We start from the raw sequence: 13622 nt of genomic DNA, 5'->3' as shown, positions 1-13622 counted from the left end.
GGGCGGCCCTTCGTCGGAATACGTGCCCCCGACAGGAATCGAACCTGCGACCTACGGTACCGGAAACCGGCGCTCTATCCGCTGAGCTACGGAGGCGTACCGAACGAGCCTAGCACCGGATCCGCCTCCTCTCCGACCGCGCCGGATCCCGGTAGTGTCGCGAGAAACCGACCGATCGATGAGGACCAGATGAGCGCTTCCGTTCCCCCGTCCCCTTGGCCGCCCGTGGCCGTGGAACAGCCTCGCGTCCCCCGCGGAACGCCGGTCTACACCGCATGGGGATGGGTGAGCGCCTGGACCACGGTCGCGGCGGTCGCCGTCTCGGCCGTCACGATGTGGCTGATGACGGGGCCGATGCTCACCTATGTACGACACGTCGTCGAGCTGAGCAGCGTGGCCGCCACCGGGACGAGAGTGCCGCCGGGAGCGGTCTTCGGCATCATGTTCGACATGATGCCCGGGATCCTGACGGCGTCGATGGTCGGCACGATTCTGGGCTGGGCGCTCTACGCACTCGCCATCGTCGCCGGGTACCGCGACTATGTGCAGCTCGGCCGCCTGGGCTACCCGAAGCGCTTCCACTGGGCGTGGAGCTTCCTCTCGCCGGTGTATCCGATCGGCCGCGCGGTCGTGGTGCGCCGCCAGGCCGGATCGGGCTCGGCGACGATGTGGATCGCCCTCGGGGCGACCGCCGCGAGCCTCCTGCTCAGCTTCGGCTGGTCGTTCTGGCTGATGTTCGCGATGTTCGACGCCATGCGCGCCGGGCTGGGCACGATCGCCTGAGCGCGCTCAGATCAGCGCGACGACCAGCAGCACGACCGCGACCAGCGGGAACAGGCCCTGCACGGTCGCCGCGCGCGCCTTGGAGGAATCGGACAGGATCAGCACGAGTGCCGCGGCGAGCATCGACCCGGTGCCGGCGAGCATGAGGGCGATCCCGGCACCTGCGGATCCTGCGAGCGCGACGACGATGCCGGCCACCGCGATCACCGCGAGGAACAGGTTGTAGAAGCCCTGATTGAACGCGAGCGGCTTGGTGACCTGGGCGTCCTCGGCCGAGGTGCCGAAGATCCGTCGGGTCGAGGGATGCGTCCAGCGCACCGACTCGAGCACGAAGATGTAGACGTGGACGAGCGCGGCGAGTGCGGCGAACACGGATCCGAGGATGAGGAGCATGCGCCGATTCTGCCCCGCGTCGCACGCCGATGCGAGAGGCGCGCGCTACCGAAGACGTCCGTGCACCGGTGAGGCGGTCGCAGGAGGTTCTCCGACCTCGTCGACGGCATGCCCGGCGCACGGCGTCGTCGTCACGCTGGCCCGCTCGATGCGCGACACGGCGAACCATCGCATCGCGTCGCGCAGTCGGCACCACCCGACCAGGTACCACTGGCCGTTGGTCGACGCGAACAGGACGGGCTCGACGTCCCTTGCGGTCGTCGTCCCGTCGCCCGCCGTGTAGCGGAGGCGGACCACGCGCTGATCGGCCATCGCCTCCTCCAGCGCCGACCTGATCGCACGTGACGGCGCGGGCAGCGCATCCACCCAGACTCGATCGGCCAGCGCGTCGGCCCGTGCGCGGGTTCGAGGGTCGAGGACATCCATGATCTTCCGGATCCCGGCGGCCGCCAGATCCGCGAAAGGGGCGTCGGATGCCGCCGACACGGCCGCCATGAGCGCGACTGCCTGCGCGGGAGTCAGACTGACCGGCGGCAGGGATGCGCCGATGGCCATTCCATAGCCGCCGCCGGGCCCCGGACGCGACCAGATCGGAGCGCCGCTGCTCTCGAGCGCAGCGAGATCCCGTTTGACGGTCCGCACGGACACGCCGAACTCTCGGGCCAGCCGCTCGGCGGAGCAGCCGCGGGATCCGCTGCGGCGCAGCATCTCGGACAGGGCTTGGAGCCGCTCTGCGCGCTTCACAGCACCACTCCCGGAAATTTCATGACATAAATAGTGACACACTGATGCCCACAGCGCGGGTGAGGCTGGTGGCATGACACAGACGACGGTCCAACCCACCATCCTTCTCATCCCCGGCCACTGGCTGGGCGCCTGGGCCTGGGACGACGTGCGCGCGTCGCTGGAATCCGCCGGCGCGCGTGCCGTCGCGATGACGCTGCCCGGCCTCGACCCCGACGATCCGCAGCGAGCCGCGAGGACTCTCGACGACCAGGTCGTGGCGATCCTCGACGCCCTCGCCCGAAACGGCGTCTCGGCAGGCGAGCCCGCGATCGTCGTGGCGCACAGCGGAGCGAATCTCCCGGTCACCCTCGTCCTGGACCGGCATCCCGAGCTGGTTCGTCGCATGGTCTGGGTCGATTCCGGTCCGGTGGCCGCCGGGAGCGCATTCGCGCCCGACCTTCCCCAGGACGTGCGCGACCTTCCGCTCCCCCCGTTCGACGTCCTCGCGCAGCAGGCGAGCCTCGAGGGGCTGAGCTCGGAGGCACTCGACCGCTTCCGCGCGCGGGCCGTTCCCGAGCCGGGCCCCGTGCTCCGCCAGACCGTCGAACTCGGGGACGACGCCCGCACCAGGATCCCGACCTCCCTGGTGTGCTGCTCGATCCCGAGCGCGCAGGTTCTGGACCTGGCGCGAGAGGGCCATCCCATGTTCGCCGAGGTCGCGAACCTCGAGCATCTCGACGTCGTCGACCTGCCGACCGGCCACTGGCCGATGTGGAGCCGTGCCCGTGAGCTCGCCGAGGTCATCCGCTCCGCGGCGTCCCGCATGAGATGACCGGACGCACACCTTCCGAAGGGCCGCGCCCTCGCGGCGGGCCGGTCAGCCCCGCAGCACCCGCCGATAGGTCAGATCGCGGATGTCGCGGCCCTTCGCGATGCCCTTGCGCTCGAACGCGGTCATCACGCGTCCGTCGAAGCGCTCCGCCCACTCCCCCTCGAAGGCACGCTCGAACTCGGGCGCCTCGTCGAGGACCTCGCGCATCTGCAGGGCGTAGTCCTCCCAGTCCGTGGCGAGGCGCAGCAGCCCGCCGTCGCGCAGCGCCGCACCCGCCGTGGCGCCGAAGCCGGGTCGCACGAGGCGGCGCTTGGTGTGCCGCTTCTTGTGCCAGGGGTCGGGGAAGAAGATCCATGCCTCGTCGGCCGAGCCCGCGGGAAGGTAGGTGGCGAGAACCTCGGGCGCGTTCGCCTCGATCAGCCGCAGATTGCGCACGCCCTCGCGCTCGGCGTCGAGCATCGTGCGGGCCAGCCCCGCCCGGAACACCTCGACCGCGAGGAAGTCCCGCTCGGGGTGCGCCGCGGCAGCGGACACGATGGCGTGCCCCTGTCCCGAGCCGATCTCCACCGTGACTGGAGCCTGCCGTCCGTAAGCCGCGGCGGGGTCGAGCCGCGCCTCGGGGTGCACGGAGGTCCAGGCGACGTCACGGGGCACGTCGAGCACGTAGAATCCGGCGAGCTCGGCGAACGCCCGCTCCTGCGCCTCGGACATGCGGCCGCTGCGGCGGACGAACGAGACCGGCTCGTCACGGAAGGTGCGGGGTTCGGGCATCCCTCCAGGGTATCCGCCGTCCGGCGTCACGCCCGCCCGTCCTGCCCCGCGGGCAGAGCGCCCGCTCATCGTCCACCGCCCGAGGCCGGCCCCGTGACCGGCTCCGTCACGAAGTCGATGAGCTCCTCGACCCGGCCGAGCAGCGACGGCTCCAGATCCCGGTAGCTGCTCACGCGAGAAAGGATGCGCTTCCAGGCGTGCGCGATGTCGGCCTGCGAATCGGCCGGCCAGCCGAAGGCGCGGCAGATCCCGGCCTTCCATTCCGTGCCGCGCGGGATCCGAGGCCAGGCTCGGATGCCCATCGCGGTGGGCGTCACGCACTGCCAGACATCGATGTAGGGGTGCCCGACGATGCGCAGGTGCGCGCCGTGCGGGCCGCGCATGATCTGCTCCACGATGCGGGTCTCCTTCGAGCCGGGCACGAGGTGATCCACGAGCACGCCGTAGCGACGGTCGCGCCGCGGCGGTGCGGCGGCCAGCAGCTCCTCCAGCAGGTCGACTCCCTGCAGGTACTCCACGACGACGCCCTCGGCGCGCAGATCATCGCCCCAGACCTTCTCCACGAGCTCGGCGTCGTGCCGGCCCTCCACGAGGATCCGGCTCGGCAGCGCGGTGCGCGCACGGGGATCGTCGACCGCGAAGGATCCCGAAGCGGTGCGCTTCGCCGCGCCCCGCGCCGTCCCCGCCCGAGCAGGGTGCACGAGCCGCACGGGCTCGCCGTCGATCATGAAGCCCGCGCCCATCGGGAACAGCCTGCGACGCCCCCGGTAGTCCTCGAGCTCGACCTGGCCGCCCTCGATCCTGGTGACGGCACCGCAGAACCCGTCCACCGCGACCTCGACCACGAGATCCTTCTCCGCCGGGACGTCCACGGCGACCTTCGCGCCGCGTTCCCGCCAGCCCTGGGCGAGCACATCGGATCCGTACCTGTCATCCATCGCCCCCAGCCTACCGACGCGTCCGCTCTCCTCTCGGGCGGACGCACACGCGAGGGGAGAGCGTTCGAGCAGGAGAAACAAAAGGAGACACGCCCTAGACTCGCTCGTGGGGCCTGCCGGACCCTGGGAGGAGCGAAGATGCGCGCGCGCTGGGCTGTCGTCGTCGGTGTGGTCCTGGGCGTGCTCGGCATGTCGCTCGGATCCGCGCCGGCACTCGCGAGCACCGACACGACGGTGTCCGCCCCGGCCACGGCACCGGTGACGCTCGGTTCGGAGTTCATCACCGATGAGGTGGGCGCGCTGGGATCCTCCGAGACCAAGGCACTGAACGGCCGGCTCGAGGAGCTCAGCAAGTCGCAGAACATCCAGCTGTTCGTGGTGTTCGTCGACACCTTCTCCAACCCGGACAACAGCCAGGAGTGGACCAATCAGGTCGCCGTGGACAACGGTCTCGGCCAGCAGCAGTACCTCCTCGCGATCGCCACGCAGTCACGGCAGTACTACCTGTCCGCCGACAAGGCAGGGCCGATCCCGCTCTCCCGCGTGGACCAGATCTCCCGGTCGCTCGTGAACGATCTGCGCACGGAGGACTGGGCCGCCGCCGTCGGCACCGCGATCGACGGCTTCCAGGGATCCGGATCCTCGGGAGCCGATCTCGGCGGGATCCTGCTGATCGTCCTCTGCGTCCTCGCGATCGTCGCCGCGATCATCGTGCTCGTGGTGATGCGTCGCCGCGCTGCCGCCAGGGTGAAGTCGGCATCGACCGATCCGGTCGGCGACCCCCTCGACGCCATCAGCGACGAGGAGCTGGCCAAGCGCGCCGGACTCGCCCTCGTGCACACCGACGACGCGATCACGTCTTCCACCGAGGATCTCGGGTTCGCGACCGCGCAGTTCGGCGACACCGCGACGAGCGCGTTCACCGAGGTGGTCGCGAAGGCGAAGGCCAGGCTCGATGAGGCATTCTCCCTCAAGCAGCAGCTCGACGACGAGATTCCCGACTCCGACCAGCAGCGTCGCGACTGGCACCTGCAGATCATCCGGCTGTGCGAGTCGGCCGACAACGCCCTGGACGCGAATGTGGCGGCGTTCGATGAGCTCCGCAAGCTGGAGCAGAACGCGGAGCAGGCCCTCGCCCAGTTGAAGAGCCATCGCGAAGCGGCGGCCGCTGTCGTCGCCGCCGCCCCCGCTGCCCTGCAGACGCTCGCAGCGGTTTACGACCCACTGGCACTGCAGACGGTCTCCGGCAATCCGGCGGAGGCCGCGAGCCGCCTCGAACTCGCCGATGCGAACATCGCCCAGGCGGGCGAGCTCATCGCGCAGGGGAAGCGCGGTGAGGCCGCGTTCGCGATCCGCACCGGCGAGGAGGGTGTGCTGCAGGCCTCGCAGCTGGCAGCAGCGATCACGACGCTGCAGACCGACCTCGCCGCGACCGAATCGCAGTCGCAGGCGCTCATCGCGAATCTCGAGCAGGACCTTGCGGGTGCGGCAGCGCTTCCCGCGTCCCCGGAGCTGAACGCCGCCGTCGCGGCCACTCGCACCGCGCTGGATCAGGCCCGCACCGACGCCACCGGCACCGGACGACGCCCGCAGGCGGTACTGGAGTCGCTGACGGCGGCCAACACCCGCATCGACAGCACCGTGGACGCGATCCGCAACGCCCAGCAGCAGGCCGAGCGCGCCCAGCAGGTGCTGGAGCAGACGCTCACGCAGGCCCGCGCGGAGATCTCGACGGCGAACAGCTACATCACCACGCACCGCGGGGCGATCGGCCCCGATGCGCGCACCAGGGCGGCGCAGGCCTCCGCGGAGTACGACCAGGCCGAGGCCGCGCGCGTCGCGGATCCGAACGCCGCACTGCAGCACGCGCAGCGGGCGATCGCCCTCGCCCGCGAAGCCACCCAGCTGGCCGCGGGCTCCATCGACTCGTGGAGCGACGGCGGAGGCGGCTGGGGCGGCGGAGGCGGCGGAGGCCGCAGCGGTATGGGCGACGCAATCCTCGGCGGCATCATCGGCGGCATCCTGTCCGGTGGCGGAAGCGGCCGGAGCAGCGGAGGCTGGGGCGGCGGAGGCGGCGGCGGCTGGCGCTCCAGCGGCGGCGGAGGCGGCGGATTCAGCCCCTCCAGCTTCGGCGGCGGCAGCCGCGGCGGATCGGGCGGCCGCTTCTGACATGCCCGGACACTCGACTTCTCCTGACGTGTACGACCCCATCGACCGGAAATCTGGAAAGGACATCCCATGACCAAGCAGTCCATCTTCGGCCGCATCTCCACCCTGGTGAAGGCCAACGTCAACGCCCTCATCGATTCCGCGGAGGACCCGCAGAAGATGATCGACCAGCTCGTCCGCGACTACACCAACAACGTCGCGGACGCCGAGTCGGCCATCGCCGAGACCATCGGCAACCTGCGCCTGCTCGAGCGCGACCACCAGGAGGACGTGCAGTCCGCCGCGGAGTGGGGCAACAAGGCCCTCGCTGCCAGCCGCAAGGCCGACGAACTGCGCGGATCCGGCAACACCGCTGACGCTGACAAGTTCGACAACCTCGCCAAGGTCGCCCTGCAGCGTCAGATCAGCTCCGAGCAGGAGGCGAAGACGGCCGAGCCGCAGATCGCTGCCCAGACCGAGATCGTCGACAAGCTCAAGACCGGCCTGAACGGCATGAAGGACAAGCTCGTCGAGCTGAAGAACAAGCGCAGCGAGCTGCTCGCCCGCGCCAAGGTCGCCGAGGCGCAGACCAAGGTGCAGGACGCCGTCTCGTCGATCAACGTGCTCGACCCCACCAGCGAGCTGGGTCGGTTCGAGGACAAGGTCCGCCGCCAGGAGGCACTGGCCCAGGGCAAGGCGGAGCTCGCCGCGTCCAGCCTGGACGCCCAGTTCGAGAGCCTCGAGGACATCGGCCAGCTGACCGAGGTCGAGGCCCGTCTCGCGGAGCTGAAGGCCGGATCGACCAAGCCCCAGGAAGCGCTCGAGGGCTGAGATGACCCGCTTCCTCGTCGTCCCGCAGTGGCAGGGCTCCCCTGCCCCGCGGGCGATGCTGCTCACCGAGGGGGCGTCGGCGATCGCCGGCGACCTCCCCAGCGCACGCACGACGGTGCTGGAGATCCCGCTCGAGGCCGGAGACGCCGAGGGCACGGGCGTGCACAGACTCAGCAGCCTGCGCCGCACGAGGGAGCTCATCGAGGAAGCGATCACGGCGCATGCCGAGCCCACGCTCGTGGTGGGCGGTGACTGCGGCGTCAGCGTGGCCGCGGTCGCCGCCCTCCCGGGCGCACTGCACGACGTCGCGATCGTCTGGTTCGACGCGCACCCCGATCTGCACACCCCGGAGTCCTCGGTCTCCGGCGCCTACGCCGGCATGGCCCTGCGCGCACTGCTCGGCCACGAGTCGTTCCCGATCGACGGCCCCGCGGGCCTCACCCCTGAGCGCACCGTGCTCGTGGGCGCGCGGTCGGAGGACGACGCCGAAAGCGAGTACCTCGCAGGATCCGGGATCGTCCGCCTCGACGAGGTCGAGGACGCCCAGGCGCTCGCGGAGGCCGTGGCTGCCACAGGGGCGTCGCGCGTGTACGTGCACATCGACGTCGACGTGCTGGATCCGTCCGAGCTCGCCGGGGTCTCCTCCGCGGTGCCGTTCGGCCTGCGCACCACCGATGTCGTCAGCGCCGTGAAGGCGCTGCGCGAGCGGCTGCCGCTGGCGGGGGCGACCATCGCCGGCTTCGCCCCGCGCTCCCCCGGTGACGCCGTGCAGGACCTGGGCGCGATCCTGCGCCTGATCGGCGCCCTCGCGTGACGGCGGGCGACAGCGCCCGCATCGCCGCGATCAAGGCCGAGGCCACCGAGATCCTGGAGCGCTCCCGACGACGCGACCTGCGTCTGCCGTCCGTGCTGCTGCGCTCCCCGATCAGCCGCCTCGGCTATGCCTGGGGCATGGCCGTCGGCTGGATCTGGGGCGGACTGTGGAGCACGGGCGAGGTCGAGCGCCGCGAAGGGCTGTGGATCTTCCGAGGCATGCCGGAGTGGACCTTCGCACGCGGCGGCGTCTGCGTCGCGGGCTGTTACCTCACCGGCGACGCGGTGCCCGACGACCGCGTCCTCCGGCATGAAGCCGTGCACAAGCAGCAGTGGCTGCGTTACGGCCTTCTGATGCCGTTCCTGTACCTGTTCGCGGGACGGGATCCGCTGCGCAACCGCTTCGAGATCGAAGCCGGGCTCGAGGACGGGCACTACCTGCCGCGGGGGTGATCCGGGAGCGGCGTTTCGTCTCAGAGCAGCCCGAAGCGCTCCGGTGCCGTGATCCGCTCGGGATCCATGCCCAGCCGCTCCGTGAGGTGCTCCGCGATGTCCGCCGTGCCGAGGAAGCCGCCGAGCAGCGTCACCGTGGTGTGCTCCTCCGCGCCGTCGCACAGCATCTCGTCGGACCAGGCGATCGCGGCGCGCGCCGCGGCGGTGCCGTGCGCGCAGCGCCGGCCCGAGCCGGGAGCGCCCGACCGCGAGGCGCGCGGCAGCCAGGTGACGGTCATCCGCGGCGGGACCGTGACCGTGGAGATCGACTCCGCGTCGGGGACCTCGACGAACACGCGACCGGTCGCGCACAGCGGCAGCGTCGCCAGCGTCGCCTCCAGCTCGGCCAGGGACCCCTCGTCGGCGACGATCAGGTGCTGAGCCTTCGCGGAGCGGCGCGTGGCACGGCGCTCGGCGCGCGCGGTGGTGCGGATCGCAGTGGTCATGATGCCTCTACGATATCACCGGATGAAGGGTTGCCTAACCTACCTCCGGTTTCTCCACCGAGCACCGTTGCTCGTCAGCCGACCAGAGCGGCCCCCAGAGCGTCCAGCTCGGCCCGGCGCAGTCCTGCCCCGAGCAGGTAGTCCGCCGCCGAGCCGTGTCGCTCGTCGATGCTCTTCAGGAGGTCGCGCATCACCGGCGCCGGCGACTGGGTGGCCACCGCGATCGCATCGTGGGCGATCGGCAGTCGCTCCTCGAGCCACTTCGCGATCGCCCTGTTACGTGATTCCGGAAGCTGCGAGGCGGTCAGCGCATAGTCGTCCACGATCGCCTCGCGATCCGCGCCGACGGCGGCGAGCGCGAGCGCGACGCTGACGCCGGTGCGATCCTTGCCGAGGGTGCAGTGCACCAGCGTCGGCTCCCCCTCGGACAGGATCCGGATCACCTGGACGATGCGATCCGCGCCGTCCTCGACGATGTGCCGGTACAGACCGGTGAGGCTGACGTCTCCCATCAGGAACGAGGCGACGGAACCGGCGAAGAGCGGGACGCGGTCGATGCGCAGTCCGGGCAGCGCACACGGCTCGGCACTCGCCTCGCTGTCGTCGCGGAGATCGACGACGCGCGCGACCTGCTCGGTGAGGAACGAGTGCGCCTCGGGGCCGACGTGGGCGAGGTTCCCGGAGCGGAACAGCACCCCCTCGCGAATGCGGGAAGCGCCGGCCGGCATGCCGCCGACGTCGCGCAGATTCGTGATGCCCGGCACGTCGAGCAGGATCATGTGCGCCTCCTCACCGTTCGCGGTCACCGTCTCCTCCAGCCTAGGGTGTGTCCGCGGTGCCGGGTCCCGGAGCGCACGGCTCCGACACAGGCCGCGGAGCAGGTGGGGAGCGCGAGCGTCCGTAGGATGGAGCGATGCGTGACAGGCGGCGAAGGGGCTGACGATGAGCGGGGAGACCGGGCGGCGCGGCGTCCTCGACGACGTCCGCGTGGCGGACTTCTCCCGGGTGCTCGCGGGACCGTACGCGACCATGGCCCTCGCGGACTTCGGCGCCGACGTGCTGAAGATCGAATCGCCGAGCGGCGACGACACGCGGCACTGGCATCCGCCCATCGACGCCGATGGCACGGCCACCTACTTCGGCAGCGTCAATCGCAACAAGCGTTCCGTCGCGCTCGATCTGACCCGTGACTCCGATCGCGACCAGGCCCTGCGTCTCGCCGGCACCGCCGATGTCCTGATCGAGAACTTCCGTCCCGGCGTGATGGAGCGCTTCGGGCTCGGCTTCCACGCCGTCCGCGCCGTCAATCCCGGCATCGTGTACTGCTCCATCACGGGGTTCGGCACCGGCGCGGGCGCCTCGCTCGCGGGTTACGACCTGCTCGTGCAGGCCGTCGGCGGGCTGATGTCGATCACCGGGGATCCGGAGGGGTCCGCAGCGAAAGCCGGGGTCGCGCTCGTCGATGTCCTGTGCGGGCAGAACGCGGTGGCCGGCATCCTGCTGGCCCTGCGCGAACGCGACCGCACCGGCCTCGGACAGCGCGTCGAGATCAACCTGCTGCAGAGTCTGCTCTCGGCGCTGACGAACCAGGCGGCCTCGACGCTGGCCACCGGGATCCCGCCCCGACGCCTGGGCAACGAGCATCCGTCGATCGCCCCCTATGCCCTGTTCCGCGCCGCGGACCGGGAACTGGTGATCGCCGTCGGCAACGACAAGCAGTTCCGCGCACTGGCCGAGGCGCTGGGACAGAGCCCGCTCGCGACCGATCCGTGCTTCCTCCGCAACACCGACCGGGTCGCCCATCGCGACGAGCTCACCGCTCTGCTCGAGCACGAGCTCGCGCGCGCCGATGCGGCGGACTGGGTCGAGCGGTTCCGCGCAGCGGGGATCCCCGCCGGCCTCGTGCACGACGTGGCGGAGGCGATCGCGTTCGCCGACGGCCTGGGGCTCGACCCTGTGGTCGACCTCGGCGCCTCCCGCACGATCGCGAACCCGATCCGGCTCGGCGACGCCCCCGCCGCCTATCGCACTCCCCCGCCCGCCCTGAACGACTCCGCCTCCGCCGCCTGGCACACCGAAAGGCCCTGAGATGACGACCGCCCCCCGCATCGACGCCGTGTTCGACCTCGACGCCCTGCTCACACCGGTGGAGCGCGACTGGCAGCAGCGCGCGCGGGCGTTCGCCCAGGAACGGATCCTGCCGATCATCGAGGAGGATTTCGAGAACGCGCACTTCCGCCGCGAGCTCATCGCCGAGCTCGGCGCGGAGGGATTCCTCGGCATGCATCTGACCGGCTACGGTTGCGCGGGCGCGGGCGCCGTCTCCTACGGCCTGGCCTGCCTCGAACTCGAGGCGGCGGACAGCGGCTGGCGCACCTTCGTCTCGGTGCAGGGATCGCTGGCGATGAGCGCGATCGCGAAGTACGGCTCCGAGGAGCAGAAGCAGGCCTGGCTGCCGCGCATGGCCGCAGGCGAGGCCGTCGGCTGCTTCGCCCTCACCGAACCGCAGGGCGGCAGCGACCCCGCCGCCATGACGACCACGGCACGCCGCGAGGGCGACGGCTGGGTGATCGACGGGGCAAAGCGCTGGATCGGGCTCGCCTCGCTCGCCGACGTCGCCGTGGTCTGGGCGCGCGTGGACGATCCGGCGTTCGGCGAAGGCGGACGGGCGGTGCGGGGCTTCCTCGTGCCGACCACGACGTCGGGCTTCACGGCGACGCCGATCACGGGCAAGCTGTCGATGCGAGCGTCCGTGCAGTGCGACGTCGCGCTCGAAGCGGTCCGACTCCCCGCCGATGCGATCCTTCCCGGCGCCGAGGGACTCTCCGGCCCCTTCGGGTGCCTGAACGAGGCGCGCTACGGCATCATCTGGGGCGCGATGGGCGCGGCACGCAGCTGCCTCGAGGCAGCGCTGGAGCGCTCCACGAGCCGCGAGGTGTTCGGCAAGCCGATCGGCGCCAACCAGCTCACGCAGGCCAAGCTCGCCGACATGCTCGTCGAGGTCGAGAAGGGCGTGCTGCTCGCCCTGCACCTCGGGCGTCTCAAGGAGCGCGGCGCCCTCACTGCTGCGCAGATCTCCGTCGGCAAGCTGAACAGCGTGCGCGAGGCGCTCGAGATCGCGCATCAGGCGCGGACGATCCTGGCAGGCGACGGCATCACGAACGCCTATCCCGTGATGAGGCACGCCGCCAACCTGGAGTCGGTGCGCACCTACGAGGGAACCGACGAGATCCACCAGCTGGTGATCGGCCGGGCTCTCACGGGACTGAACGCGTTCTGAGGGGACGCGGAGGCCTTCTGCCGGTTCCGGACACCGGGTGCAGATCGATCTGCTACCCCTGACAAGGAGATGGCACTGACTATGCCAAGTCATCTTGCCATTCGAGTTCACACAACGATCTCTCATTTCGCACTGAGGCCCGCGCAGGAGCACAATGAGGGCGTGTCCCACCTCGCACCTGAAGAGACCACCGAGTTCTCCTTCCTCGCCGGGCAGGCACGCGCCCTCGGCACCTCCGTCCCGCTCGTCGAGCGCGTGAACCTGTCCCTCGACGACGGACGCACGCTGAGCGCGCTCCGCTACGGCGACGAACCGGTCGAGGTCACGCTGCTGCATGGCGCGGGTCTGAACGCGCACACGTGGGACACCACTGTGCTCACGCTGGGCCGGCCGGCCCTGGCGATCGATCTCGCGGGCCACGGCGACTCCTCGTGGCGCGACGATGCCGACTACACCGGCCGCACCCTCGCCGATGATGTGATCGCAGCGCTGCGCGCGTGGACGGATCGCCCGCAGGTGCTCGTCGGCCAGTCCCTGGGCGGACTCACCGCGGCGGCGGTCGCCGCCGGCGCCCCTGAACTCGTGCGCGAGCTCATCGTGGTCGACATCACCCCGGGCGTCGACCAGAGCGTCGGACCCGCCGCTCTGCGCGAGTTCTACCGCGTGGTCGACGCCGCCAGCCGCGACGAACTGGTGGACCGTGCGCAGCAGTTCGGGTTCGGCGGATCGCGCGAGGACACCGCTCGCGGCGTCTTCCTGAACACGCGCGTCCGCCCCGATGGCCGGGTGGAGTGGAAGCACCACTTCGCGCACATCGCGGCTCGGCTGCTGGACGCGTCGCCCGCCGGACCGGCTTCCGCCGGGCCCGCCGCGTCGGCACGAACGATCCTCGGCGAGCACGGCTGGGCGGATCTCGACGCCGTCGAGGCTCCGCTCACTCTTGTCCGCGCCACGCACGGGTTCGTCTCGGAGGACGCCGAACAGGAATTCGGCGCACGTGTCCCCGGCGCCCGCGTCCTTCGCCTCGACGGAAGCCACAACCTGCAGGAGACGGCTCCCGCGGCCCTCGCCGAGATCATCCGCACCGCCGTCGACACCCCGGACGGGACCGGATCCCCCGGAATGTGACGTCGCGTCTCACCGGCCACACCGCGCGGTGAGGCCCGCCC

Annotated in this window: 15 protein-coding genes and 1 tRNA gene; 9 read left to right on the top strand and 7 right to left on the bottom strand. The window is 71.0% G+C overall.

Annotated elements, in window-relative coordinates:
• Nucleotides 1–23 precede the first annotated feature (23 nt).
• A tRNA-Arg gene (locus LXM50_RS07415) sits at nucleotides 24–96 on the bottom strand.
• Between the two features lie 189 nt (nucleotides 97–285).
• Here LXM50_RS07415 and LXM50_RS07410 point away from each other — a divergent pair.
• Nucleotides 286–783 carry a hypothetical protein gene (locus LXM50_RS07410; RefSeq protein ID WP_233310663.1) on the top strand — a complete coding sequence of 166 codons (498 nt, stop codon included), beginning with the start codon at nucleotides 286–288 and terminating at the stop codon, nucleotides 781–783.
• Nucleotides 784–789: 6 nt separating this feature from the next.
• On the opposite strand, the gene LXM50_RS07405 is transcribed toward LXM50_RS07410, so the two are convergent.
• Together LXM50_RS07405 and LXM50_RS07400 are read right to left on the bottom strand one after the other, a co-directional pair.
• Entirely contained in the window at nucleotides 790–1176 is a 387-nt protein-coding gene (locus LXM50_RS07405) for a DUF1304 domain-containing protein (RefSeq protein ID WP_233310662.1), read from the bottom strand.
• A gap of 45 nt (nucleotides 1177–1221) precedes the next feature.
• Nucleotides 1222–1920, bottom strand: coding sequence for a YafY family protein (locus LXM50_RS07400; protein ID WP_233310661.1), 699 nt, complete (start codon nucleotides 1918–1920; stop codon nucleotides 1222–1224).
• A gap of 73 nt (nucleotides 1921–1993) precedes the next feature.
• Here LXM50_RS07400 and LXM50_RS07395 point away from each other — a divergent pair, with 73 nt between their 5' ends.
• On the top strand, nucleotides 1994–2734 hold the full coding sequence (locus tag LXM50_RS07395; RefSeq protein ID WP_233310660.1) for an alpha/beta fold hydrolase: 741 nt from the start codon (nucleotides 1994–1996) through the stop codon (nucleotides 2732–2734).
• Between the two features lie 45 nt (nucleotides 2735–2779).
• On the opposite strand, the gene trmB is transcribed toward LXM50_RS07395, so the two are convergent.
• Both trmB and LXM50_RS07385 read right to left on the bottom strand, forming a co-directional pair.
• Nucleotides 2780–3505, bottom strand: coding sequence for a tRNA (guanosine(46)-N7)-methyltransferase TrmB (gene trmB / locus LXM50_RS07390; RefSeq protein ID WP_233310659.1), 726 nt, complete (start codon nucleotides 3503–3505; stop codon nucleotides 2780–2782).
• A gap of 65 nt (nucleotides 3506–3570) precedes the next feature.
• Complete coding sequence (locus LXM50_RS07385; protein WP_233310658.1) at nucleotides 3571–4443, bottom strand: DUF3097 domain-containing protein; 873 nt, start codon at nucleotides 4441–4443, stop codon at nucleotides 3571–3573.
• A gap of 138 nt (nucleotides 4444–4581) precedes the next feature.
• Here LXM50_RS07385 and LXM50_RS07380 point away from each other — a divergent pair, with 138 nt between their 5' ends.
• From LXM50_RS07380 to LXM50_RS07365, 4 genes are all read left to right on the top strand, one after another.
• Nucleotides 4582–6612 carry a TPM domain-containing protein gene (locus LXM50_RS07380; protein WP_233310657.1) on the top strand — a complete coding sequence of 677 codons (2031 nt, stop codon included), beginning with the start codon at nucleotides 4582–4584 and terminating at the stop codon, nucleotides 6610–6612.
• A 69-nt stretch (nucleotides 6613–6681) separates the two neighbouring features.
• The gene (locus LXM50_RS07375; protein WP_233310656.1) at nucleotides 6682–7422 is read left to right on the top strand and encodes a PspA/IM30 family protein; all 741 of its coding nucleotides are present in this window, start codon (nucleotides 6682–6684) and stop codon (nucleotides 7420–7422) included.
• A gap of 1 nt (nucleotide 7423) precedes the next feature.
• A complete protein-coding gene (locus LXM50_RS07370; protein WP_233310655.1) occupies nucleotides 7424–8236 on the top strand; it encodes an arginase family protein in 813 nt (270 codons plus the stop codon).
• 29 nt (nucleotides 8237–8265) lie between these two features.
• Nucleotides 8266–8688 (top strand): Fe-S oxidoreductase, encoded by a 423-nt coding sequence (locus LXM50_RS07365; RefSeq protein WP_374107816.1) that lies wholly within the window; start codon nucleotides 8266–8268, stop codon nucleotides 8686–8688.
• Between the two features lie 20 nt (nucleotides 8689–8708).
• On the opposite strand, the gene LXM50_RS07360 is transcribed toward LXM50_RS07365, so the two are convergent.
• Entirely contained in the window at nucleotides 8709–9173 is a 465-nt protein-coding gene (locus tag LXM50_RS07360) for an SIP domain-containing protein (protein WP_233310654.1), read from the bottom strand.
• A 74-nt stretch (nucleotides 9174–9247) separates the two neighbouring features.
• Nucleotides 9248–9979: a tyrosine-protein phosphatase gene (locus LXM50_RS07355; RefSeq protein WP_233310653.1), complete on the bottom strand. Its 732-nt coding sequence runs from the start codon at nucleotides 9977–9979 to the stop codon at nucleotides 9248–9250.
• A 136-nt stretch (nucleotides 9980–10115) separates the two neighbouring features.
• Between LXM50_RS07355 and LXM50_RS07350 the strand changes: the two genes are divergently transcribed.
• The 3 genes from LXM50_RS07350 (at nucleotide 10116) to LXM50_RS07340 (ending at nucleotide 13581) form a co-directional block, all read left to right on the top strand.
• On the top strand, nucleotides 10116–11261 hold the full coding sequence (locus LXM50_RS07350; RefSeq protein WP_233310652.1) for a CaiB/BaiF CoA-transferase family protein: 1146 nt from the start codon (nucleotides 10116–10118) through the stop codon (nucleotides 11259–11261).
• Between the two features lies 1 nt (nucleotide 11262).
• Nucleotides 11263–12453 (top strand): acyl-CoA dehydrogenase family protein, encoded by a 1191-nt coding sequence (locus LXM50_RS07345; RefSeq protein WP_233310651.1) that lies wholly within the window; start codon nucleotides 11263–11265, stop codon nucleotides 12451–12453.
• Nucleotides 12454–12615: 162 nt separating this feature from the next.
• Nucleotides 12616–13581: an alpha/beta fold hydrolase gene (locus LXM50_RS07340; RefSeq protein WP_233310650.1), complete on the top strand. Its 966-nt coding sequence runs from the start codon at nucleotides 12616–12618 to the stop codon at nucleotides 13579–13581.
• Nucleotides 13582–13622: the final 41 nt, after the last annotated feature.

The sequence above is a fragment of the Microbacterium sp. Au-Mic1 genome (assembly GCF_021341785.1).
Taxonomy (GTDB): domain Bacteria; phylum Actinomycetota; class Actinomycetes; order Actinomycetales; family Microbacteriaceae; genus Microbacterium.
Note: the sequence above shows the minus strand (reverse complement) of the source record. Positions and strands in the feature narration are given on the sequence as shown.